Source organism: Bradyrhizobium sp. Kon56 (assembly GCF_055807635.1).
The window spans coordinates 78418-100613 of sequence record NZ_JBVVOU010000011.1 but is presented as its reverse complement, the minus strand read 5'-3'; the positions used below and the strand labels follow the sequence as shown (position 1 = coordinate 100613).

The 22196-nt window shown below is 64.2% G+C and carries 18 protein-coding genes and 1 pseudogene; 8 read left to right on the top strand and 11 right to left on the bottom strand.

Annotated features, from left to right (window positions below; all coding sequences use genetic code 11):
• The first annotated feature begins 83 nt into the window (after window positions 1-83).
• Window positions 84-2255, top strand: a complete 2172-nt coding sequence (locus tag AC0L3B_RS19420; RefSeq protein ID WP_473380911.1) for a putative bifunctional diguanylate cyclase/phosphodiesterase — start codon at window positions 84-86, stop codon at window positions 2253-2255.
• 53 nt (window positions 2256-2308) lie between these two features.
• On the opposite strand, the gene AC0L3B_RS19415 is transcribed toward AC0L3B_RS19420, so the two are convergent.
• Both AC0L3B_RS19415 and AC0L3B_RS19410 read right to left on the bottom strand, forming a co-directional pair.
• Window positions 2309-3049 carry a hypothetical protein gene (locus tag AC0L3B_RS19415; protein WP_473380910.1) on the bottom strand — a complete coding sequence of 247 codons (741 nt, stop codon included), beginning with the start codon at window positions 3047-3049 and terminating at the stop codon, window positions 2309-2311.
• 206 nt (window positions 3050-3255) lie between these two features.
• Window positions 3256-4410 carry an acyl-CoA dehydrogenase family protein gene (locus AC0L3B_RS19410; protein WP_166517650.1) on the bottom strand — a complete coding sequence of 385 codons (1155 nt, stop codon included), beginning with the start codon at window positions 4408-4410 and terminating at the stop codon, window positions 3256-3258.
• A 256-nt stretch (window positions 4411-4666) separates the two neighbouring features.
• Between AC0L3B_RS19410 and AC0L3B_RS19405 the strand changes: the two genes are divergently transcribed.
• Window positions 4667-6067, top strand: a complete 1401-nt coding sequence (locus AC0L3B_RS19405) for a TAXI family TRAP transporter solute-binding subunit (RefSeq protein WP_473380942.1) — start codon at window positions 4667-4669, stop codon at window positions 6065-6067.
• Between the two features lie 154 nt (window positions 6068-6221).
• On the opposite strand, the gene AC0L3B_RS19400 is transcribed toward AC0L3B_RS19405, so the two are convergent.
• Both AC0L3B_RS19400 and AC0L3B_RS19395 read right to left on the bottom strand, forming a co-directional pair.
• Window positions 6222-7841, bottom strand: coding sequence for an amidase family protein (locus tag AC0L3B_RS19400; RefSeq protein ID WP_473380909.1), 1620 nt, complete (start codon window positions 7839-7841; stop codon window positions 6222-6224).
• 108 nt (window positions 7842-7949) lie between these two features.
• Window positions 7950-8411 (bottom strand): GNAT family N-acetyltransferase, encoded by a 462-nt coding sequence (locus tag AC0L3B_RS19395; RefSeq protein ID WP_473380908.1) that lies wholly within the window; start codon window positions 8409-8411, stop codon window positions 7950-7952.
• A 504-nt stretch (window positions 8412-8915) separates the two neighbouring features.
• Between AC0L3B_RS19395 and AC0L3B_RS19390 the strand changes: the two genes are divergently transcribed.
• Window positions 8916-9089 carry a hypothetical protein gene (locus AC0L3B_RS19390; protein WP_456652864.1) on the top strand — a complete coding sequence of 58 codons (174 nt, stop codon included), beginning with the start codon at window positions 8916-8918 and terminating at the stop codon, window positions 9087-9089.
• Between the two features lie 14 nt (window positions 9090-9103).
• The gene (locus AC0L3B_RS19385; RefSeq protein WP_027514367.1) at window positions 9104-9313 is read left to right on the top strand and encodes a hypothetical protein; all 210 of its coding nucleotides are present in this window, start codon (window positions 9104-9106) and stop codon (window positions 9311-9313) included.
• A 20-nt stretch (window positions 9314-9333) separates the two neighbouring features.
• Here the strand turns inward: AC0L3B_RS19385 and AC0L3B_RS19380 are convergent, their stop codons facing one another.
• Window positions 9334-9672, bottom strand: a complete 339-nt coding sequence (locus AC0L3B_RS19380) for a response regulator (RefSeq protein ID WP_018460063.1) — start codon at window positions 9670-9672, stop codon at window positions 9334-9336.
• Window positions 9673-9838: 166 nt separating this feature from the next.
• Between AC0L3B_RS19380 and AC0L3B_RS19375 the strand changes: the two genes are divergently transcribed.
• The gene (locus AC0L3B_RS19375; RefSeq protein ID WP_018460062.1) at window positions 9839-10612 is read left to right on the top strand and encodes an SDR family NAD(P)-dependent oxidoreductase; all 774 of its coding nucleotides are present in this window, start codon (window positions 9839-9841) and stop codon (window positions 10610-10612) included.
• A 268-nt stretch (window positions 10613-10880) separates the two neighbouring features.
• Here AC0L3B_RS19375 and lepA read toward each other — a convergent pair whose 3' ends face one another.
• A complete protein-coding gene (gene lepA, locus AC0L3B_RS19370) occupies window positions 10881-12692 on the bottom strand; it encodes a translation elongation factor 4 (RefSeq protein WP_204513183.1) in 1812 nt (603 codons plus the stop codon).
• A gap of 126 nt (window positions 12693-12818) precedes the next feature.
• On the opposite strand from lepA, the gene AC0L3B_RS19365 reads away from it, so the two are divergent.
• On the top strand, window positions 12819-14444 hold the full coding sequence (locus AC0L3B_RS19365; protein ID WP_026233935.1) for a glycosyltransferase family 39 protein: 1626 nt from the start codon (window positions 12819-12821) through the stop codon (window positions 14442-14444).
• Window positions 14445-14459: 15 nt separating this feature from the next.
• Here AC0L3B_RS19365 and AC0L3B_RS19360 read toward each other — a convergent pair whose 3' ends face one another.
• The 5 genes from AC0L3B_RS19360 to AC0L3B_RS19340 form a co-directional block, all read right to left on the bottom strand.
• Entirely contained in the window at window positions 14460-14777 is a 318-nt protein-coding gene (locus tag AC0L3B_RS19360; protein WP_018460059.1) for an HPr family phosphocarrier protein, read from the bottom strand.
• Entirely contained in the window at window positions 14774-15175 is a 402-nt protein-coding gene (locus tag AC0L3B_RS19355) for a PTS sugar transporter subunit IIA (protein ID WP_007597752.1), read from the bottom strand. Before AC0L3B_RS19355 ends, AC0L3B_RS19360 begins: the two co-directional genes overlap by 4 nt.
• A gap of 133 nt (window positions 15176-15308) precedes the next feature.
• Window positions 15309-15833: an HPr kinase/phosphorylase gene (locus tag AC0L3B_RS19350; RefSeq protein WP_018460057.1), complete on the bottom strand. Its 525-nt coding sequence runs from the start codon at window positions 15831-15833 to the stop codon at window positions 15309-15311.
• Complete coding sequence (locus AC0L3B_RS19345) at window positions 15830-17635, bottom strand: sensor histidine kinase (protein ID WP_162496303.1); 1806 nt, start codon at window positions 17633-17635, stop codon at window positions 15830-15832. The genes AC0L3B_RS19350 and AC0L3B_RS19345 overlap by 4 nt, the downstream gene beginning before the upstream one ends.
• A 116-nt stretch (window positions 17636-17751) precedes the next feature.
• Window positions 17752-18453 (bottom strand): response regulator transcription factor, encoded by a 702-nt coding sequence (locus tag AC0L3B_RS19340; RefSeq protein ID WP_007597749.1) that lies wholly within the window; start codon window positions 18451-18453, stop codon window positions 17752-17754.
• 242 nt (window positions 18454-18695) lie between these two features.
• On the opposite strand from AC0L3B_RS19340, the gene AC0L3B_RS19335 reads away from it, so the two are divergent.
• Both AC0L3B_RS19335 and AC0L3B_RS19330 read left to right on the top strand, forming a co-directional pair.
• Window positions 18696-19445 (top strand): HugZ family pyridoxamine 5'-phosphate oxidase, encoded by a 750-nt coding sequence (locus tag AC0L3B_RS19335; protein WP_473380907.1) that lies wholly within the window; start codon window positions 18696-18698, stop codon window positions 19443-19445.
• A gap of 63 nt (window positions 19446-19508) precedes the next feature.
• Window positions 19509-22098, top strand: a pseudogene (locus tag AC0L3B_RS19330) (CHAT domain-containing protein).
• The last annotated feature ends 98 nt before the right edge of the window (window positions 22099-22196 follow it).

The following is a 22196-nucleotide window of genomic DNA, read 5'->3' as shown; positions in this document are numbered from 1 at the left end:
GACACTTGCCCCAAGAGTTGCGGCGCTGGGTGCGACTGGGACGAGTGAAGTTGAGTTTGGGGTTTCGAAAGCCGAAAAAGCGAATGGGCAGCGTGCTCGGCGGCCTGCACCCGCGCAAGCCGCGCTTTGCGCGCCCCCCTCATCTTCCGTCCGAACGCGACGAAGTTCTGCGCAGCCGTGCCGAGGCTGAGGCCGCGATCGCGGAAGCGCGCAAAGCCCATGAGCGCCTGCGCCAGGCCATCGAGATCCTGCCGCAAGGCATCGTGTTTCTCGACGCCGAGGGCCGCTACGTCCTCTGGAACAAGCAATACGCGGAGATCTACAGCAAGACCGCCGATCTGTTCGAGGAAGGCGCGCGCCTCGAGGACACGCTGCGCATCGGCGTCGCCCGCGGCGACTATCCCGAGGCTGCCGGCCATGAGGAAGAATGGATCGCCGAGCGGCTGCAAAAGCTCTATCAGCCCGGCGCGCGCCACGAACAGAAGCTGGCGGACGGCCGCGTCATCCTGATCGACGAGCGGCTGACCGACGACGGCGGCGTCGTCGGCCTGCGCGTCGACATCACCGAGCTGAAGCAGCGCGAGGCCTCGTTTCGCCTGCTGTTCGACGGCAATCCCGTCCCCATGATCGTCTGCGCGCTGGACGATGAGCGCATCCTCGGCGTCAACGATGCCGCGGTCGCCCATTACGGTTACAGCCGCGCCGAGTTCGAGCGGCTGACGATCCGTTCCCTTCAGGCTTTCGACAGTGAGCCGCCCTGGACCGCCGATGCGGCCGGCGAGGAGCAGGCCGGACGCACCTGGAAGCACGTCAGGGCCGACGGCGCCCTGATCGACCTTGCGATCTATTCGCGCGAACTGATCTATGCCGAGCGGCCCGCGGTGCTGCTCGCGCTGATGGACATCACCGAGCGCAAGCGCGCCGAGGCGCGGCTCGCCTTCATGGCCCAGCATGACGGGCTGACCGGCCTGCCAAACCGCAATCTGCTGCGCCAGCAGGTCGACGAGATGCTGCTGCATACGAGGCGCAGCACCGACAAGGTCGCCCTGCTGATGCTGGGGCTCGACAATTTCAAGGCGGTCAACGACACGCTGGGACACGCGGTCGGCGACAAGCTGCTGCGTGGCGTCGCCAAGCGGCTGCGTTCGACCTTGCGCGAGAACGACGCGCTGGCGCGGCTGAACTCGGACGAGTTCGCCATCGTGCAGAGCGGCCTGACGCGTCCCGAGGATGCGGTGCTGCTGGCCAAGCGCCTGCTCGAAGCCATCGCCGATCCCTATCTGCTCGACGGCCATTCCGTGGTGGTCGGTGCCTCCATCGGCATCGCGATGGCGCCGGGCGACGGCGACGATTCCGAAAAGCTGCTCAAGAGCGCCGACATGGCGCTGTCGCGCGCCAAGCTGGATGCGCGCGGATCGTTCGCGTTCTTCGAGGCGGCGCTCGATGCGAAAGCGCAGACCCGCCGCAAGATCGAGGTCGAGCTGCGCGACGCCATTCAGAACGACGTGCTGCGGCCGTACTATCAGCCGCTGATCGACCTCCAGAGCGGCCGCATCACCGGCTTCGAGGCGCTGGTGCGCTGGCCGCATGCGGAGCGCGGCATGGTCTCGCCGGCCGAGTTCATTCCGGTCGCGGAAGAAACCGGGTTGATCAACCCGCTCGGCGGCCTGATGCTGCGCCGGGCCTGTCACGATGCCGCAACCTGGCCGGACGACGTCCGCGTCGCCGTCAACCTGTCGCCGCTCCAGTTCCGCAGCGGCAATCTGCTTTCGGTGGTGACGGATGCGCTGAAGCATTCCGGCCTGCCGCCGCGGCGGCTCGAACTCGAGATCACGGAGACGCTGCTGCTGGAGAAAAGCGCCCAGGTGCTGGCGACGCTGCACGCGCTGCGCGCGCTCGGCGTGCGCATCTCAATGGACGATTTCGGCACCGGCTATTCCAGCCTGAGCTATCTGCGCAGCTTCCCGTTCGACAAGATCAAGATCGACCAGTCCTTCGTGCGCGATCTCGGCGCCAATCGCGAGGCACAGGCGATCATTCGCTCGATCGTCAGCCTCGGCAAAGGCCTCGGCGTCACCATCACCGCCGAAGGCGTCGAGACCGAAGCCGAGCTGAGCTGCCTCCGCACTGAGGGCTGCGACGAAGGCCAGGGCTTTCTGTTCAGCAAGGCCCGGCCGAATGCGCAGATCATCAGCCTGCTCGCCGCGCAGCGCGGCATCGACGGCGTAGGCGAGGACGCCGCGCTGGTGGCCTAGGGTTAAGGTGCTGACCTGTTGTCTTGCGTCTCGAGATGCACAAACCCGGAAATTCAGTGGCCGACAAGTGTTACGGCCTCGGCAGGAGCGGTTTCATGGGACCGCACGAATACAAAACGGGATGCCGCGGGGATCTGTGCGTCGGCGCTGCCATCCTGGCCGATGAGGATAAGTCCCGCGCCGCCATTGGCTACATTCAAGATGACGGGGGCGCCCTGCCAGGTCCTGATTGGCTCCATTCCGATGATGAGAAACTCACCGATCGGCTGGTCGAAATATTGAAGCCTCAGTTGTGGTCCGACTTCTGCAGCCGCCAGGCCGAAACCCAATTGTTTGGCGCGCGCGTAGATGTCTGCCAGCAACGCAGTGTCGGTCCGAAAGCCCAGTTCGGCTGCCGACACCGTGAAAAGCTCTACGCTCGTTGTCGTGGCGCTCACGGTAAACGTCGGCCGCGCGAGAATTTCGCCGGCCGAGTTTCCGATGCCACCACCTGCCGCATCCAAAGCGTTACTGAGGGCGAAGAAGTTTGCAAACGTCCCGATCCTGATCGTCTTCCACGCAGGGACATCGACGGCGGATTTGATTGGGATTTGCGGCCCAGACGGCGCTTGCTTGAGCTTCAGGTGATTCCGCAGGACGTCTCGCGCCGAGCATTGAGCCACGGCCTCGCTCGCAAACAGGAAAGTGCATGCGATGCAGAGGATGGCGACAATGAGAATGCCACCATGGTGCCATCCCGGCGAACGCCCCTGAATGGCATGGCAACTGACTTTCCTGCCAGCTGTTCGGCCCATAACGGACCTCTCTTGTGCAAATCCAGCGCGCTAAGAAGAATTCGGAATCATCACTTCCATGTGGTCGGCGCGGTTACAGCGGAAAAGCTGTCGTTCCTGTAGCTATGGAAATTAGTCGGAGAAAATTCACGAAGGTTCAGCGACGAAGACGCCGGAGGGCAACTCAATATAGGTCAGCGTGCGTGCACTTTCGTAACTGCTCGACGTCAGCGGTCCCCTGAAAGGATCATCTTACCGACATCCTCGTAATGCGTGTCGCGCGCCTGGATCTGCTGAGCGATGGCGTGCATGTCGCGAAAGCGGCGCTCGAACGGATTGCTGCGGAATACGGCGGTCGCGCCGGCCATGTGATAGGCGGTGTCGACCACTTTGGCCGATTGGTGGATGGTCCAGGTCGCGGCGAGGCGAACCGAGCCCCGATGTGCCGCGCTGAATTCGCCGGTCGTACAGAGATCGCGCCACATCGCACTTGCCGTCGCATAGAGATAGGCGCGCGCGGCCCGCAGGTCGCCCTCGGTGCGGCCGATCAGGCCCTGGACCGCCTGGTTGTCGCGCATGGCGCTTGCCGCCAGCGACTGATGCTTGCCGCGCGCCAGCGCGATCGCGGCATCCAGCGTGGCGCGCGCCACGCCGAGCGACACCGCGGCAAAGCCGAGGCTGAACGTCGAGCCGGTGCCGATCCTGTAAAGAGGACCCTGCTCGCGTAGCGCGGACGGCACGTCACGAAACGCGGTGAAGCGCTCGGGGATGAACAGGTCGGCGACCTCGTAGGAATCGGTGCCGGTGCCGGCGAGCCCGATCGCCTGCCAGACGTCGTGCAGCACGCCGCTCGCGACCGGAAACAGGATGGTGCGCACCTCCGCCGAGCCGTCGGCATTTTTCCGCGGCGCGCCGTCGGCTCCGACGATGCGGACATGCGCGCCGAGCCAGCTCGCCTGCCGCGAGCCGGAGGCAAAATCCCAGCGCGCCGTGACGCGATAGCCGCCTTCGACCGCCCGCGCCTCATGCGCGATCGCGCCCCAGGCGAGGATGCCCGGCGCCGTGTTGAAGATCTCCTGCGCGGTGTCGTGGTCGAGCGAGGCCGCGATCATGGCGCAGACCGTGCATTGGCCGAGGCACCAGGCGGTGGAGGCATCCGCTTTCGCGATCTCCTCCAGCATCTGCATGAAGGCTTCCGGCGGCGCTTCGGCGCCACCAAGGCTCTGCGGCAGCAGCGCGCGATAGAGCCCGTTCTCGATCAGCGCGCCGACGACGGGATCGGTCAGTCGCCGCGTCCGCTCGATCTCGTCGGCTTCGCGCGCGATCAGCGGCGCAATAGCCCGTGCCCGCTCGACGAGGCCAAATCCGGAAGTTGCGTTCATGCGCGTTTCCTCGCCCATTCTACCGTGAGCGGTCAATCGCACGATGGTGATCTATTTGGCGAGGGGGATCAAGTTGGTGTGGCGTCAATCCGGCCATCGCCACGTGAAGTGCGGAATCAGAGATGATCGCGCAAGCTCGAAAGGCTCACGCCGGGCCAAGAAACTATTGGGGCTGCTCCGACATTATCGTTTTCCAGAAGAGCATGATACTGTTCCGAAACAGGCAGCGATTTTGGCCTCCAACCGGCAGCGGCAAATGTCCTCGTCTGATGCTCCGATGAAACGCAGTGACGCAGCCCGCAGAGGGCGGAGACAGACGAAGACCCTATTGCTGATTTTAGCCATCGGATTTCTCGTTTTCGGTGCCGCTGCGGGCACGTTGTATTACGCGCTGCGGCCGATAACGCTTCGGATTGCCGTCGGACCGCCGGGAAGCAACGATCACAAGGTGATCGAAGCGATGACCGAGGCCTTTGCCAACGAAAGCAGGACGGTGAGGTTGTCTCCGATCGCGACCGCCGGAGCGGCCGAAGCTCTCGCTCTGCTCGGTGCCGGCAAGGCCGACCTTGCGGTCGGTCGCGGCGATCTGGAAATGCCGGCCGACGCGCAAACAGCCGTCATCTTGCGCAAGAACTTCGTCGTGCTGTGGTCTTCTTCGGGACCGGCGGGCAAGGGCTCCAAGCGAAAGCCGGCGCCCAAAATCAAGGAGGTCGCCGATCTCGCAGGGCGCAGGGTGGGGGTGATCGGCGCGACCCCGGCGAACGCCGCGTTGCTGAGAGTCATCCTGAGCGCCGCCGGTGTGGAGCCGGACAAGGTCACGGTCACTCAATTCGGCACTGGCCAGCTCGAGGAGCTGGCGCGTGACCCGAGCCTCGACGCCTTCATGGCTGTCGGTCCGCTCGACAGCAAGATAACTGCCGACGCCGTCGCCGCGACCGCCCGGGCGCGTGGCGAGCCGAAATTTCTCGCGATCGACGCATCGGAAGCCATCGCCCTGAAGCATCCGCGTTATGAATCGGAGGAAATTCCGCCAAGCATTTTCAATGCGAATCCAGCCTGGCCCGATGACAAGGTGGAGACCGTCAGTGTCAGCCATTTGATCGTCGCCCGGAAAGCCTTGTCCGAAACGACAGTGTCAGCGTTTTACCGCCAGCAATTTGCCCTCCGGCAGGCGATTGCCAGGCAGGTGCCTGGCGCTGCGCAAATCACCAAGCCGGACACCGAGAAGGAAGCCGAGCTGCCGGTTCATCGGGGAGCGGCGGCCGTGATCGACGGGACCGAGCGCACCTTCCTCGACAGATATGGCGACTACTTCTGGTTTGCGCTCCTGCTTCTCTCCGGCATTGGCTCGGCCGGCGCCTGGCTGCGACAATATCTGAATCGGGATGAACGCGACGAGAACACTGGCCATCGCAACAGAATTCTGGCGCTGGTTTCCAAGGTGCGCACCGCGGAATTCGACCACGAGCTATTGGCCATGCAGCAGGAGGTCGACGCCATCATCGTCGAAACACTTGGCTGCTACGATGACGGCGCCATCGAGGAAGAGGAGCTGGCAGCCTTCGGCCTGGTGCTCGAACTGTTCGATCATGCCCTCAGCGAGAGGCGCGCAGCGTTGCAAACCCCTCCTTCGAACGTGCTCGCCGCGCGGCGGTAGCGATACCGGCTTTGGTATCCGGGAGTTGCGTTCATGCGCGTTTCCTCGCCCATTCTTGGTGTGAGCGGTAAGGAGGCAATCGTGGTCTATCCGGCGGGGAGGATCAAGCTGGTCCTAGCGTCGGTCTCGCCAGCTCGCGCTGACACGGGCGACATCACAGCTCGGGCAGACCCGACGGCGGCCTGCGTGCGTTGGTTGCTTGCTCGAAGGCATACGCCAGACGCAGCAGCTTGTGCTCGCTCCAGGCGCGCCCTGCGAAAGTGACGCCGAGCGGATAGTCGGGCGTGTCTTTGCCGTCGTCTGTCCCCGAGACGAATCCGCCGGGCACCATGACGCTGGGATAACCTGCCTTGGCGGCGATTGCGGCGCCATAGGCGTCGGGGAATAGCACCGCGTCGAGCTCGTGCTGGTTCATATAGGCGTCCATGCCGCGCGTCCTCGCGGAGAGCAGGTCCATGGCACGTGCGGACTTGTACTCGGGCTCGCTCAGATCGCCCCTGGTCAAGTCAGCGGCGAGGAAGTGGTCCTGTCCGAAACGCAGCGCATTGTCGGCGTTTGCTGCGTTGAAGGCCACGATGTCGGCCATGGTCTTGATGTCAGTGTTGGTCGCCCAATCCCTCAGGTAGAGATTGAGATCGTGCTTCAGCTCGTACAGAAAGACGACCGGCGGCCTTGCGACCGTGCCTTTGTGGGCGCTGAGCGGATTGCGGTTGAGCACAGCCATGGTCGTGCCCGGCCCACCGATCCAGCCAAGTGTGGGCATGCTGGCGCGCACGATGACGGCGCCGAGATCCTCCAGCACCTTGATCACCTCAGCCATCAGCTTGGCCGACTTCGCCGGCAGCTTGCCGTAATAGCAATCGTTCAGCGGGTCAGCGGGGTCGCTCGGCACGCCGATGCGCGCGCCCTTCATCGCGTCGGCGACGAGGCCGGCGGTGTAGTCGGCCGGCCGCCGCTGCTCTTGCGTCGCTGGGTCGAGCGGGTCCTTGGCAGCCAGCACATTCAGCAACATCGCGGCATCGCGCACCGTGCGCGTCATCGGACCGGCGGTGTCCTGGCTGTGCGCAAGCGGCAGGATGCCGGCGCGGCTGATCAGCCCGACGCTCGGTTTCACGGTGACGAGGCCGTTCAGGCTGGCGGGGTGCAGCAGCGAGCCCGAGGTTTCGGTACCGATCGAGGCCGCGCACAGTCCGGCCGCCACCGCGACCGCCGAACCCGAGCTTGAGCCCCCTGGGGTCAGAACCGGGATGCCGTGCTCGTCCATCAGCCCTGGTGCGTAGGGGTTCTTCACCTGCCCGCCCAGCGATGAATAGCCCGAGGGCATGTCGATCGCGAGCATGTTGGCGAACTCCGTCAGGTTCGCCTTGCCCAGGATCACCGCGCCGGCGCTCCGCAGCAGCTTGACGATGGTGGCATCATCCCTGGCGCGCGCGCCCTCCAGCGCCAGCGAGCCCGCCGTGGTCGGCTGTTCGTCTCCGGTCGCGATATTGTCCTTGAGTAGGATAGGGACGCCCGCCAGCGGCCGCTGGGCCGACGGCCTCGTGCCGTCGAGCGTGCCGGCGAGCGCATCGGGATTGAGTGCACGGACCGAGTTGAGCTTAGGCCCGTCGCGGTCATAGGCCGCGATGCGCGCGAGATAGAATTCCGCCAGCGCTCTCGCGGTGATCCGTCTGCCGGCCAAGGCATCGATGACGTCGCTCATGGGCGCGTGCGCGAGCATCTGCATGGTCGACGCCGGCGGCTCAGTCAGGCCAGCTCTAGGAAGCTCGGACATTTGCCTTTCCTTGCTCCATTCCATCGCGAGTGCGAGAGGCACTATCGTGGCGGATTTGGCGGGGAGGATCAATGAGGGGCGATGGGTTTCGCAAGCGCCAAGCCCATCTTACGAGCTGCCATCGAGCAATCGCTCCATGACGACCGTGCGTTCGTCACCATGATAGCTGTCGCGCGCCGCCCTGAATCCAAGGCCGGCGTAGAAGGTTTCAGCGGTGATTGAGGAAGAAAGGGTCAGCGAAGGGATGTTGCGCTCGCGTGCGGTACGCTCGATCTCGGCCATCAGCAGCTTGCCGATGCCGCGGGCCTGAACGTGTGGAGCGACGAAGACAGTGCGGACGACGGACCCGTCGAGGCTCGCGGTCCCGACGATGCGGCTGCGGATGGTAGCGACAAAAACGGTGCGTTGCCCAATGAGCTGCCGCACAGCGTCCGGACTGAAGCCGCGCACGATCCTTTCGATGACCTCGTTCGGATAATCCTTCGCGTTGGCTTCCCGCAGTGCACGCACGATGACCGCGCTGATATGAGCGGCGTCATCTTCAAGTGCAGGACGGATTGTGCATTCCATGGGCCACTCCAGTTCGCGGCGTGAAAAGCACAAAGACCGCTCGCTATTGCAGTCCCAGACCGCTGCAGTACCACGCCATGTCTTCGTGTCTCCAGCCGCGCTTGACGCCTGATTCCTTGCATTCATTGTAGGTCTTGAAGTTAGCTCCGTTTCGGCAGCCTGACGGATAGCTCCCAAAGCCGCCACCCGAGGTGGAACATGCGACCGAACTGGCCGCCGTGGTCGGGGCGACAGTGGCTTTGGGTGCTGCGTTCGCTGATGTGATCGACAAAATCAGCAAGCCCCCTAACGCAAGAACCGACGCTTTCATTGCATTCTCCTGATTGGAACGATGCGTATACTATCTCAGGGTGCATTATAGCTGGAGGCGCAACCTGAATGAAAGAGACCCGCGCTGCGGGCGCCCTCTGGTTTTCCATTCAACACCAAACCGGACAGAGCGTTGGTTCCTCTGAAGGAACGGTCAGGAGCTCAAGGCGTTTGAGGTAGCGAAAGGACACTTGCATGACCGAGAAATTCGATCCGGCACCGCCGGACAAGAACGCGGAAGATCTCAAGCGTGGCATTCGACGCGACAGGGCCAAGGACGACGAGTTGAACAAGGGCTTGAAGGACAGTTTCCCGGCGTCGGACCCGGTGAGCAGCACCCAGGCGTCCAAGGCAACACCGGACGCATGAAGGAGGGATAGACTATGGGCCTCGCAGCCTATGATATTGTTGGCAGGGACGGTGCCTGGCACGTCGACCACGATGGCGAAATCCGGAACACTTACCAGACCAAGGAAGCCGCTTTCGAGGCGGCTGTGGCCGCGGCATCGCTCGCCATGCGGCAGGGTCATTCCGTCCGGCTGACGGTGCCGGAGAGCGAGAACGCCGTCGGCGCAGAAAATTCGGGCGGATGACCTTCGAGAGCATCCTGGTTCTACACGGCCGCCAGCAAATGGGCGGGCGCAAACGGCTTGCGCAAAAAGGTCGTGTTGGGCGGCAGCGGCGCCATCACCGTCCCGGACATCAGCACGATGTTGAGCCCCGGATGAGCACTGCGAGCGTACTCTGCGAGCTCGAGCCCGGTCATTCTCCCCGCGAGGTTGTGATCGGTGATGAGCGCCCGTAGCTCCGTGCCCGTCGACGCCACGATAAGCTCCGCGGCTTCCGCAGTGGCGCATTCGACGACTTCGAACCCTTCGTCCTTGAGAAGGTCGGATAGAACTTCGCGCTGGAGCGAGTCGTCCTCGACCAGCAGCATGACGAAATTCGACATGCGGTCATTCCCAACTTATCGGATGTTAATGCGCATCCCGGAAGATTGTTCGGTTGTGATGTCTTCGTTCGGCGCTCCTTGCGCCACGGCATGATCAGTCGAACATGTTGCATTCTCCTTGAGGTTTCGACGCAGGCGCCGAAGCGGGGATCGAACAGGAGCGGCAATGGCAATCGTCTTCATCACCGGCAGCACGGACGGTCTGGGCCGCGCAGCTGCCCAGTCTCTGCTCGAACAGGGCCACCAGGTCGTCCTGCACGCACGATCAGCGGAACGTGCGACCGCAATCTCCGAGCTTGAATCGCATTCCGCACGGGTCGTGATCGGCGATCTCAAGAGCGCCGCCCAGACGAGACACGTGGCAGATCAGGTCAACGCAATCGGACGAATGGACGCGGTCATCCACAACGCCGGGGTCTATACCGAGCGCAGCCGCGGCCCGACGCCCGAAGGCCACGCCACCACCCTGGCAATCAACACGCTCGCGCCCTATTTGCTCACCGCCCTGATGAAGCGCCCCGATCGGCTGGTGTATCTCAGCAGCGGACTACATCGCGGCGGAGAGGGATCGTTGAGCGATCTCGACTGGACGAGGCGAACCTGGGATCCGGCCAAGGCGTACGCGGAGAGCAAACTGCACATGGTCGCACTGGCCTTTGCCTTGGCGCGGCGTTGGCCGCAGGTGCTGAGCAACGCCGTCGATCCCGGCTGGGCGCGCACCAAAATGGGCGGTGCCGGAGCGCCGGTCGGCGTGGCCACCGGACAACGGACGCAGACCTGGCTCGCTGTGAGCGATGATCCCGCCGCCCTGGTCAGCGGTCGTTACTGGCATGACCTCCGGCAACAAGAGCCGGCGCACGAAGCAGTTGATCCCGATTTTCAGGAGCGGCTTCTGGACAGGCTGGGCGAGTTGACGGGAGTGATGCTTCCACCGGCGTAGAAGCAATTCGCCTGAAGCCCACATCTTCCCAAAGCGTCGGGAGGCCGATGCTGCCTCTCATGCGCACGGCATTGCCACGTGCTGCATGATGGCATAATGCCCCTGTTTTGCCCGACGAGTCAAACGAAATTCTGAAAATCAAAAGTTCAATCCGAACAAGCCCCTCGCTACTGTGCATGGGGTTGTTTTCGCGTTTTTTTGTTTTCGGTCCCGAAAAGCGCGGACCGGACCTGTCTCGCCGCGCTCGCGGCGGCCTAAAGCCGTCGCCTCAGCTGTCCACCTTCAACGCGGCGATGAAGGCTTCCTGCGGGATGTCGACCTTGCCGAACTGCCGCATCTTCTTCTTGCCTTCCTTCTGCTTCTCCAGAAGTTTGCGCTTACGCGTGATGTCGCCGCCGTAGCACTTTGCGGTGACGTCCTTGCGCAGCGCGCGCACCGTCTCTCGCGCGATCACCTTGCCGCCGATCGCCGCCTGGATCGGGATCTGGAACATGTGCGGCGGGATCAAATCCTTCATCTTCTCAACCATGGCGCGGCCGCGCCCCTCGGCGCGGGTGCGATGCACCAGCATCGAGAGTGCGTCGACCGGCTCGTTGTTGACCAGGATCTGCATCTTGACCAGATCGGCCGGCTTGTAGTCGGTGAGATGATAGTCGAACGAGGCGTAGCCCTTGGAGACCGACTTCAGGCGGTCGTAGAAGTCGAACACGACCTCGTTGAGCGGCAGATCGTATTTCACCATGGCGCGGGAGCCGACATAGGTCAGCTCCTTCTGCGAGCCGCGGCGGTCCTGGCACAGCTTCAGCACGCTGCCGAGATATTCGTCGGGGGTGAGGATCGTGGCCTCGATCCAGGGCTCCTGGATCTCCGCGATCTTGACCACATCAGGCATGTCGACGGGATTGTGAATCGAGATTTCCTGTCCGTCGGTCAGGCTCATCTTGTAGATCACGCTCGGCGCGGTCGCGATCAGGTTGAGATCGAATTCGCGCGACAGACGCTCCTGGATGATCTCCAGGTGCAACAGCCCGAGGAAGCCGCAGCGGAAGCCGAAGCCGAGTGCGGCCGAGGTCTCCATCTCGTAGGAGAAGCTGGCATCGTTGAGGCGCAGCTTGCCCATCGCCGCCCGCAAGGTCTCGAAGTCGTCGGCGTCGGCGGGGAACAGGCCGCAGAACACCACGGGAATGGCCGGCTTGAAGCCCGCCAGCATCTCGGTGACCGGCTTCCTGTCGTCGGTGATGGTATCGCCGACACGGGTGTCGGCCACTTCCTTGATCGCGGCGGTGATGAAGCCGATCTCGCCGGGGCCGAGCTCGTCGACCTGCGTCATCTTCGGGGTGAAGAAGCCGACGCGCTCGATGTCATAGGCCGCGCCCGTGCCCATCATGCGGACCCGGCTGCCCTTCTTCATGACGCCGTCGACGACGCGGATCAGCACCACCACGCCCAGATAGACGTCGTACCAGCTGTCGACCAGCAGCGCCTTCAGGGTCGCTTCGCGGTCGCCCTTCGGCGGCGGCAGGCGGGTGACGATCGCTTCCAGCACGTCGGGCACGCCGAGACCGGTCTTGGCCGAGATCATCACGGACTCGGACGCGTCGATGCCGATGACGTCCTCGATCTGTTGCTTGACCTTCTCCGGCTCTGCGGCGGGAAGATCGACCTTGTTCAGGACCGGAACGATCTCATGCCCCGCATCGAGCGCGTGGTAGACGTTGGCGAGCGTCTGCGCCTCGACGCCCTGGCTGGCGTCGACCACCAGCAGGGAACCCTCGCAGGCCGCCAGCGACCGCGAAACTTCGTAGGCGAAGTCGACATGGCCGGGCGTATCCATCAGGTTGAAGATGTAATCCTTGCCGTCCTTGGCGCGGTAGGCGAGGCGAACCGTCTGCGCCTTGATGGTGATGCCGCGCTCGCGCTCGATGTCCATGGAATCGAGCACCTGCTCCTTGCCCGCCATTTCCCGGTCGGTGAGGCCGCCGGTCATCTGGATCAGGCGGTCGGCCAGCGTCGATTTGCCATGGTCGATATGGGCGACGATGGAGAAATTGCGGATGTTGGAAATGGGGACGGTCGTCATGGGCGCGGGATACCACTCACATCCCCGTGCGGCAACCATATTGCTGTATTTTCAGGGCCTTTGTTCACGCCAAGCTGATTCCACGAAGGCCCGAAACGCGCTACGCAACGCCTGATGTCCAGGCCCATGACGACGACCTCGATCCCGTCTGCCCGAGCGCGCGCGAAGACCCGGGTGAGCTATGCCCGCTTTCGCGCCTGGCTGGTTGCCAGCGCGACCCGCCCCGAAGCGCGCCTCTGGCTGGTGATCCAGCTCGCCATCCTGCATGCGGTGCTCTGGACCTTCATCCTGATCAATCTCAAGGCAGCGCAGGACGTTCACATGGACGTCGCGGAAGCCTGGGGCTGGGGGCAGAAATTCCTCTGGGGCTATGGCAAGCACCCGCCGCTGTCGGGCTGGGTCGCCGGCCTCTGGTTCACAGTGTTCCCGCCGACGGACTGGGCGACCTATGCGCTGGCGATGGCGACCGTCGGCACCGGTATGGTGATCTGCTGGCTCATCGCGCTGCGCGTCGTGGATGCGCGGCGCGCGTTCCTGGTCGTGGTGATGGTCGCGCTCTACCCGATCTTCAATTTCAAGGGTTTCAAGTACAATCCCGACCTGCTCCAGCTCGTCACCTTGCCGCTCCTCGTGCTCGCTTATCTCAATGCGTTCGAGAAGCGGAGCTGGCAGTCCGGAGTGTTGCTCGGCCTTGCCGGCGCGCTGGCGCTGATGACCAAATACTGGGTGCTGACCATGATCGGCGCCATCGGGCTTGCCGCGCTGATCCATCCGGAGCGAATGAGATTCCTGTCGTCGCCGGCACCGTGGGTTGCGATCGCGACGATGGTGGTGGCGATGATCCCGCACATCGTGTGGCTGGCGGACGCGCATTTCGTGCCGCTGACCTATGCCGGCGATACCTACAGCCTCGAGGACAGCGGCCAGGTGCATCAGCTCGTGACCGGCTATGCCCTGCATAATGTCGCGCTGCTGGCATTGCCGGTGGCGCTGGCCGCGCTGGCGATGGCGCTGGTGCCACCTTGGTTCAGGCTGCTCCTGCGTGCGCCCTTGCGCATCGTCACGCGGGACTGGGCGCGCGGCGCGAATTCCAGCGTGAACCTTTCGCAGGCGCGCAACGTCTGGCTCATCCAGATCATCGTCGCGGTCGGCCCCGCGCTCGGCGCGCTGGCCTTCAGCATCTACATGAAGACCGATTGGGGCATCTCGCTGTTCTTCCTGGTGCCCTTGGCGCTGGTCGCGATCCCGGCGTTGCGGGTGCAGAGCGCTGCGCTGTTCAACATTGTCGCGATCTGGCTCGTGCTCAGCGTTGCCACGCTCATTGCCTCGCCCTGGATCGCCGCCCGCGAGATGGCGGCCAATGCCGGCAATACGGCGACTTACGGCGCGCGCTCGGATCTCGCGCGCGAGCTGACGCAGGCCTGGCACGCGCGCTTCGCCTCGCACTGGGCGGTCGTCGCCGGCACCATGGAATCGATCCAGCCGATGGTGTTCTACAGCCCGGATCATCCGGCCGCGTTCACGCCGCTCGAGGCCTGGGGGTCCGGATTGATTTCGCCCGATGACGTCAAGCGATACGGCTTCATCGGCGTGTTCGACCCGGCCGATGGTCGCCTGCCGGCGTTCGAAAAATGGGTGTCCGAAGTTGCGCCGAAGGCCGAGCGCATCGTAATGACGACGCGCCGTTTCACTCACGGCAAAGCCGGTCCGTCGATGAGCTGGAACATCTACATCGCGCCGCCGGGGAATTGATCGAAGCGAATCCGCCTAAATCCCTTCCTCGTTGAATTTGCTTTCAACGAGTTCGGTGATCGCCGCGAGCGCGGCCTCGGCATCATCGCCGGACGCGGCGACCGTGATGGTGGTGCCGGGACCGGCGGCGAGCATCATCAGGCCCATGATCGAGGTGCCGCCGACGGTTTCGCCGCCGCGCGTCACCCAGACCTGCGCGCTGAAACGCTCGACGGCCTGAACGAACTTGGCGGAGGCCCGCGCGTGCAGGCCGCGCTTGTTGATGATCAGGAGGTCCTTGGAGATCGCGCCCGCGGGCACGCCCGTCCCGGCTTGCGGCGCCTCGTCGCTCATTTGCCGGCGAGGACGCGGCTGGCGATGGTGACGTATTTGCGGCCGGCTTCCTGGGCCATCGCGATCGCGTCGGGGAGCGGACGCTCCTCGCGCACCTTGGCGAGCTTCACCAGCATGGGAAGGTTGATGCCCGCGAGCACCTCGACCTTCGGCCGGCTCATGCAGGATATTGCCAAATTGGACGGCGTGCCGCCGAACATGTCGGTGAGGATCGCGACGCCGTCGCCGGAATCGACGCGGTTAACCGCCTCGATAATGTCGCTTCGACAGAGATCGGAATCATCTTCGGCGCCGATCGTGATCGCTTCGATTTGCTTTTGTGGGCCCATGACATGTTCAAGCGCTGCCTTGAATTCGTCGGCAAGGCGCCCGTGGGTCACAAGTACTAGACCAATCATCGGAAAACTCCTCGCGGGCGCTTTTGGTGCACCGCACGAACGCGCCACTTTGACCATCCAGAGCCCCCGCGCAAGAGGGGATGTTGCGTATCTCCCTGAATCTAGACGGATGGATAAGGGGAGCTGCGCCGGTCTATTCGGTCGCGAGTGTGGGGTTCATATGGTTACCATTTCCCTTCAAACAATCGCCTGAAGGGTTAACGGGAGATGAACTCTTGGTAGTGGTCAAGGCCGCGACAACCAGAGGAAGGGGCAAATAGTCGCGGCCGACTGGGATTCGTGGTATTTCGACACCTAAAATGGCTGTTTTCAGGGATTGGGCCGGCGGCAGCCGCTCCGCATCCGCGGCGTCCAGATCGACCACGAGGCCGACGGTCGCATGCTCCACAAAGTCGCAGCGGCGGATTCCCAGCCCCCGGATCTCGATCAGGCCGGCCAGAACCGGGGCGGGGCGGACCTCAATTTCGCGGCCGACTGTCGCCAGATGGACACGGTCATCACCGACCAGAACGGCCGTTTCGAGCACGCCGCTGCGTCCTGCCATGATCAAATCGAAGGCAAGGCGCGACTTGCCGGAGCCCGAGGGCCCGCGGATCAGCACCGCCAGATCTCCAACCTTGACCGCCGAGGCGTGAACGCTGGGCCCACCGTCGCTCATAGCGCCGGCAGCCTCACCACGAAACGCGCGCCGACAACACTGGGCGCGCCGTCCTCGTCCGCCGGGCCGAGGCGGTTCTCCGCCCAGATGCGTCCGCCATGCGCGTCGACGATCTGCTTGGAGATCGACAGGCCAAGGCCGGAGTTCTGGCCAAAGCCCTGATGAGGGCGGTCGGTGTAGAAGCGCTCGAAGATGCGCTCCAGCGCGTCGTCGCGGATTCCGGGGCCGTCGTCGTCGACCACGATCTCGATCTCTCCGCGTACGCGGCGGCAGGTGAGGCGCACCTTGTTGCCGGGCTCGGAGAAGGACTGTGCGTTCGAGAGCAGGTTGGAGACCACTTGTCCGAGTCGCGAATCGTGGCCGGTCACGGCGAAATTGTCGGTCGGGCTGCGGCCCTCGAAACGCATTTCGACCGCGACGTCATGGCCGAGCTTGGTTTCATTGGCGACGGAGACGAGCGTCGTCAGCAGGCGGCGCAGGTCGACCGGAATCGCATCCTGGCGCTGCAGTTCTGCATCGAGACGGCTGGCGTCGGAGATGTCCGAGATCAGCCGGTCGAGCCGCTTGACGTCATGCTCGATCACCTCGAGCAGGCGCGCGCGGCTGTTCTCGTTGCGCGCCAGCGGCAACGTCTCGACCGCGGAGCGCAACGAGGTCAACGGGTTCTTCAATTCGTGCGCGACGTCGGCGGCGAACATCTCGATCGCTTCGATGCGGCTGTAGAGTGCACTGGTCATGTCGCGCAGCGCACCGGAGAGATGGCCGATCTCGTCGCGACGACGGGTGAAGTCGGGAATTTCGACGCGGGTCCTGATCCGGCGGCGGATCAGCTCGGCGCTGTCGGCGAGCCGGCGGACCGGACCTGCGATCGTGCTGGCGAGCAGCAGCGACAGCATGATCATGACCGCGGCGGCGACGCCGCCCACTTTGAGGATGGCGAGGCGCTCGGCGGTGACCATCTGGTCGATGTCGTCGCCCTGCGTCGACAGCATCAGCGCGCCATGGATGGCGCGCGAGCGCAGCACGGGGACCGCCACAGAGACGATCACCTCGCCGCGCGCATTGACCCGCACCATCGAGCGCTTCTGGCCCTGGAGCGCGTCGCCGACCTCCGCATAGCCATTGCCGTTCTCGGGGCCGAGCTCGCGATAGAGCGGCAGGTCGCCGCGATTGAGCCAGGTGCGGACCGCGACCATGCCGCGTTCGACCATGCCAGGCTTCTCGGCGGACACTGACGGCAGGGGGAAGCGCACCACGGTATCGAGGCTGCGGCTATCGACCAGCAGGCTGCCGTTCGGGTCGTAGATGCGGGCGCGCGTCTTGGTCGGCGAGATCAGCGTGCGCAGCACCGGTGCCACGCGCTCCGGATTGATCGGAAAATCCAGCGGGGAATACTCGTCCGAGCCGCCATAGGTCTCGCCCGGCTTGAGGTCGAGCAACCGGTCGGGGTCGATGGTGATGGCGTTGGTCTGCACCGTCGCGGACGCCGCGATCGCGCCGGCGATGATTTCCGCCTGCACCAGCAGGCTCTGCGCGCGCGCGTCGATCAGGCCGGCGCGGAATTGCGACAGATAGAGGATGCTCGCCACCAGCGCGACCAGGCCGGCGAGGTTGAGCGAGACGATGCGGCGGGTCAGGCTCGAGAAGGACAGCGCGAAGAAGAACTGCCCGGCCCGCTTCAGCCAGTTCAGCGGACGCCAGCCCCGCACGGCCGGCTTGTCCTCGCTCAATTGATCCCGAGCGCCGTGGGCGGTGACGTCCTCGGCGTTCTGGTTCTCGTCAGGCTGCGTTCGGTCAAGCAATGCTCACGCCCGCGTTAGGACAGCTCGTGCGAAGGTCCCCGCATCCTAGAGCCATCCCGGTCCCGACGGAATCAGAACCGGCGATGCTCTCGGTCTTTCGTGGAGGCGCGCGCGCCTCAGGCTTCCTTGAAGCGGTAGCCGACGCCGTAGAGCGTCTCGATCATCTCGAACTCGTTGTCGACCACCTTGAACTTCTTGCGCAGCCGCTTGATGTGGCTGTCGATGGTGCGGTCGTCGACATAGACCTGGTCGTCATAGGCGGCGTCCATCAGCGCGTTGCGGCTCTTCACCACGCCGGGCCGGGTCGCGAGCGCCTGCAGGATCAGGAATTCGGTGACGGTCAGCGTCACCGGCTCGTTTTTCCAGGTGCAGGTGTGCCGTTCAGGATCCATGCGCAGCAGGCCGCGGTCGAGCGCCTTGGCGTCGTTCTCCTTCGGCGTGACGGTCGGGTCCTTCGGCGCCGAACGGCGCAGCACCGCCTTGACGCGCTCGACCAGCAGGCGCTGCGAGAACGGTTTGCGGATGAAGTCGTCGGCGCCCATCTTGAGGCCGAACAGCTCGTCGATCTCTTCGTCCTTCGAGGTCAGGAAGATCACCGGCAGGTCGGATTTCTGCCGCAGCCGGCGCAACGTCTCCATGCCGTCCATGCGCGGCATCTTGATGTCGAGGATGGCAAGATCGGGCTGGGTGGTGCGGAAACCGTCGAGCGCTGAGGCGCCGTCGGTATAGGTCATGATGCGATAGCCTTCGGCCTCCAGCGCGATCGAGACGGATGTGAGAATGTTGCGGTCGTCGTCGACCAAAGCGATTGTGGGCATGAGCCTCTGCTTTCTGCTTTCCGTTTGGGTCGTGGCTTGAAAACGGCGAGCAATCCACTGATGCGCCGCATACATGGGTGCCGATGTTGGCATTCGAACCTTGTCACCGAGCAATGCAAGCTAGGCTGAAGTGTGACCAAGTTCCACGAAACACGGCAGATTCGCCGCATCTCGACCCATAACCGGGCCCCGGTTTACCCGAAAAAAGGCCCTCCATGCAACCACCTGACCCGAGAAAGCCGATGCAACCGCCCCCCGACTTCGACTCCGGAAAGCTCGCCAAATCGCTGCTGCGGCGCTCACGGCAGGGGGCCTTGGCGACATTGATGTCCGGCAGCGGCGATCCTTATTGTTCCCTGGTCAATCTGGCGAGCCATCCGGATGGCTCTCCGATCCTGCTGATCTCAGGATTGGCCGTGCACACCAGGAACATCCTGGCCGACAGCCGGGTGTCCTTGATGCTGGACGAGCGGGCGGCGGGCGATCCGCTGGAAGGTGCCCGGATCATGCTGTCCGGCCATGCCGAGCCGGCCGATGCCGACAAGGATCTGCTCCGGCGACGGTATCTCAATGCTCATCCCTCAGCGGGAGCCTTTGTTTCCTTTAAAGATTTCTCTTTCTTTCGGATCCGGCCTACGGGAACCCATCTGGTCGCCGGCTTCGGCCGGATCGTCGACCTCAAGCCGGAGCAATTCCTGACCGACCTCACGGGGGCCGAGGACTTGCTGACGGCGGAGGAGGGCGCGGTGGAGCACATGAATGCCGACCACCGCGAGGCCATGGGCCTCTATGCAACAAAACTGCTCGGTGCTGCTGCGGGCGACTGGCGCTGCACCGGCTGCGATCCGGAGGGCCTCGACATGCAGGACGGCCAGACCGTCTTGCGGCTGGATTTTCCGGAGCGGGTGGCTGATGGCACGGCGCTGCGCAAGATGCTGGTTCGCCTCGCCGGCGAAGCGCGCACCAGGATGAACCAGAGCGCAACACATTGAACGCTGCTGCCCATCGCCGCGACCCAAGTTCGTTACCGGTCAGAAGGCGGCGGCGAGAGCGTCATGGCAGAATGGAATAGACGGACGCTGGTTGCGGGTTTGATGCTCGCGATCACCGCATCGCTTGTCACGCGTCGGCCAGAAAGGTCTCGCCGCGGAGAGCGCGCGGATCAACACCCTCATGAGCGCCGGCAGATATTCGGAAGCACTGCCTTTGGCGCAAGGTATGGTCGCGAACCTGGAGAAGAGCGACACAGGTCGCGAACTCGCCGCCGCGCTGAACAACCTCGGCCAGGTTCATGCCGGTCAGGGCCACGACGATCTGGCGGAGCCGCTCTACAAGCGCGCCATCATGCTGATGGAAAAGTCGCTCGGTCTCGAAACCCCGTTGATCGGAGCCGAACTGAGCAACCTCGCCGCGCTCTACCAGCGGCAGAGCCGCTACGCCGAGGCTGAGCCGCTGTTCAAGCGCGCGCTCGCCGTTCGCGAGAAGGGATTGTCGCGCGAGCATCCCGATGTCGGCCAGTCACTCAATAATCTCGCCACGCTCTATGTGAAGCAGCAGCACTATGCCGAAGCCGAGCCGCTGTTTCAGCGGGCGCTCGCGATCTACCAGAAGGCTGGCGGCTCCGAGCATCCGGCGGTGGCCACCGTCCTGAACAATCTCGGCCAGGTCTATCGCGATCTCAATCGCGATGCGGACGCGGAAGCGCCGATCAAGCGCTCGCTCGCGATCCGGGAGAAGGTGCTGGGACCGGATCATCCCGACGTCGCCCGCTCGCTGAACAATCTCGCCGGCCTCTACGAGCACCAGCAGCGCTACGGTGACGCCGAGCCGCTCTATCGTCGCGCGCTGGTCATCCGCGAAAATGCACTCGGGCCCGATCATCCCGAGGTCATGACCTCGACCGGCAATCTGGCTTATTTTCTCTACGTGGCCGGGCGCGCCGCGGACGCATTGCCGTTCGCGGAAAGGACTCTTCGGGGCGATCGCGCCCAGTTGCGCATCGTCTTGCCGGTCCTGTTCGCCGCGCGCCAACAAGATCTGCTGTCCGGCGACAAGGCGCTCGACGAGGCCCTCGCCGCGATCCAGCGCGGCACGCAATCCTCCGCCGCATCCGCCGTGAACAAGCTCGCGGTTCGGCTTGCCGCCGGCAGCGACCGGCTCGCCGAGCTGGTGCGCCGGGATCAGGATCTCGCGGCTGAGTCAGAGGCACTCGACAAGGCGATCGTTGCCGCAGTGTCGAAGCAATCCGCGCAGCGCGATCTCGCAACCGAACAGCGCAGCCGCGCGCGGATTGCAATGATTGCCAACGAGCGTGCGGGCTTGCAGAAGACGCTCGCGGTCGAGTTTCCCGACTACGCGTCACTCTCCAATCCGCTGCCGTTGACGGCAAAGGACATCCGGCTGCTGCTGTCGGCCGACGAGGCGATGGTGCTCTATTCCGTCGTCGACAAGCAGAGCTATGTCATCGCGATCACGCGCGAGGGCGTCGACTGGAAGGCCATCCCACTCGGCGCGGATGCGCTGACGCAGAAGGTGACGGCATTCCGCAAGGGACTCGACGTCGGCAAAGCGCGCGACGCCTCCGGCAAATCCGGATTGTTCGATCTGGCGCTCGCCAACGAGCTCCATGTCGCGCTGCTCGGTCCGGTCGAGGCGTTGACAAAGGACAAGCACAGCCTGCTGGTGGTGCCGTCGGCTGCGCTGACCGCATTGCCGTTTCATCTGCTCGTCACGGAGAAGCCGCAGGCTGCGATCCCGGACACGCTCGAAGGCTATCGCGGCGCCGCCTGGCTGCTGCGGCGCCAGGCCGTCTCGGTGCTGCCGTCGGTGGGCAGTCTGAAATCGCTGCGGGCCTTCGCGCGTCGGGATCAAAGCGTGAAGCCGATGACCGGCTTCGGCGATCCCGTGTTCAATCCTGCACTGGAAGGGCCCGCCGAGCGGCGCGCCGCGAACGGCAAGGTCGCCGCGCGCAGCATCGCGACCATCGCCTATAGTGATTTCTGGCGCGGTGCCGGCGTCGATCGCGCGCGGCTTGCGCAGGCGCTGCCGCAACTGCCCGACACCGCCGATGAGTTGAACGCGGTGGCCAGGGATGTCGGGGCTTCCGAGGCCGACATTCATCTCGGCCGCGACGCCAGCGAGACGACGCTCAAGCGTGCAGCGCTTGCTCAATACGGCATCATCTACTTTGCCACCCACGGCCTCGTTGCCGGCGACATCAAGGGACTGGGTGAGCCCTCGCTCGCGCTCTCCATTCCCGATCAGCCCACTGAACTCGACGACGGTCTACTCACCGCGAGTGAAGTCGCTCAGCTCAAGCTCAATGCGGATTGGGTTGTGCTGTCGGCCTGCAACACCATCGCGGGCGACAAGCCCGGCGCCGAGGCCCTGTCGGGACTGGCGCGCTCGTTCTTATACGCCGGTGCGCGCGCGCTCCTGGTCTCGCATTGGGCCGTGGATTCGGAAGCTGCCACCCGCCTGACCACGATGACTTTCGAGCTGCTCAAAAACGAACCACAAATCGGGCGTGCCGAAGCCTTGCGCCGCGCGATGTTAACCTACGTTGACGACACCTCGTCTCCGCGCAACGCCTATCCTGCGATGTGGGGGCCCTTCGCGCTCATCGGCGAAGGCGCGGTACGATAGGGTGGCCTTGGAATTTTCATCGAGACCGTCTTGGGCATTGTGCGTCGCAATAACCTTGTGAAACGCCGAAACGCGCATTTGGTTGCGCGATCATTGTT

Coding starts and splice junctions, on each gene's coding strand:
- AC0L3B_RS19420 (WP_473380911.1), top strand. CDS start 84: ATGGGCAGCGTGCTCGGCGGCCTGCACCCGCGCAAGCCGCGCTTTGCG.
- AC0L3B_RS19415 (WP_473380910.1), bottom strand. CDS start 3,049: ATGGGCCGAACAGCTGGCAGGAAAGTCAGTTGCCATGCCATTCAGGGG.
- AC0L3B_RS19410 (WP_166517650.1), bottom strand. CDS start 4,410: ATGAACGCAACTTCCGGATTTGGCCTCGTCGAGCGGGCACGGGCTATT.
- AC0L3B_RS19405 (WP_473380942.1), top strand. CDS start 4,667: ATGTCCTCGTCTGATGCTCCGATGAAACGCAGTGACGCAGCCCGCAGA.
- AC0L3B_RS19400 (WP_473380909.1), bottom strand. CDS start 7,841: ATGTCCGAGCTTCCTAGAGCTGGCCTGACTGAGCCGCCGGCGTCGACC.
- AC0L3B_RS19395 (WP_473380908.1), bottom strand. CDS start 8,411: ATGGAATGCACAATCCGTCCTGCACTTGAAGATGACGCCGCTCATATC.
- AC0L3B_RS19390 (WP_456652864.1), top strand. CDS start 8,916: ATGACCGAGAAATTCGATCCGGCACCGCCGGACAAGAACGCGGAAGAT.
- AC0L3B_RS19385 (WP_027514367.1), top strand. CDS start 9,104: ATGGGCCTCGCAGCCTATGATATTGTTGGCAGGGACGGTGCCTGGCAC.
- AC0L3B_RS19380 (WP_018460063.1), bottom strand. CDS start 9,672: ATGTCGAATTTCGTCATGCTGCTGGTCGAGGACGACTCGCTCCAGCGC.
- AC0L3B_RS19375 (WP_018460062.1), top strand. CDS start 9,839: ATGGCAATCGTCTTCATCACCGGCAGCACGGACGGTCTGGGCCGCGCA.
- lepA (WP_204513183.1), bottom strand. CDS start 12,692: ATGACGACCGTCCCCATTTCCAACATCCGCAATTTCTCCATCGTCGCC.
- AC0L3B_RS19365 (WP_026233935.1), top strand. CDS start 12,819: ATGACGACGACCTCGATCCCGTCTGCCCGAGCGCGCGCGAAGACCCGG.
- AC0L3B_RS19360 (WP_018460059.1), bottom strand. CDS start 14,777: ATGAGCGACGAGGCGCCGCAAGCCGGGACGGGCGTGCCCGCGGGCGCG.
- AC0L3B_RS19355 (WP_007597752.1), bottom strand. CDS start 15,175: ATGATTGGTCTAGTACTTGTGACCCACGGGCGCCTTGCCGACGAATTC.
- AC0L3B_RS19350 (WP_018460057.1), bottom strand. CDS start 15,833: ATGAGCGACGGTGGGCCCAGCGTTCACGCCTCGGCGGTCAAGGTTGGA.
- AC0L3B_RS19340 (WP_007597749.1), bottom strand. CDS start 18,453: ATGCCCACAATCGCTTTGGTCGACGACGACCGCAACATTCTCACATCC.
- AC0L3B_RS19335 (WP_473380907.1), top strand. CDS start 18,696: ATGCAACCGCCCCCCGACTTCGACTCCGGAAAGCTCGCCAAATCGCTG.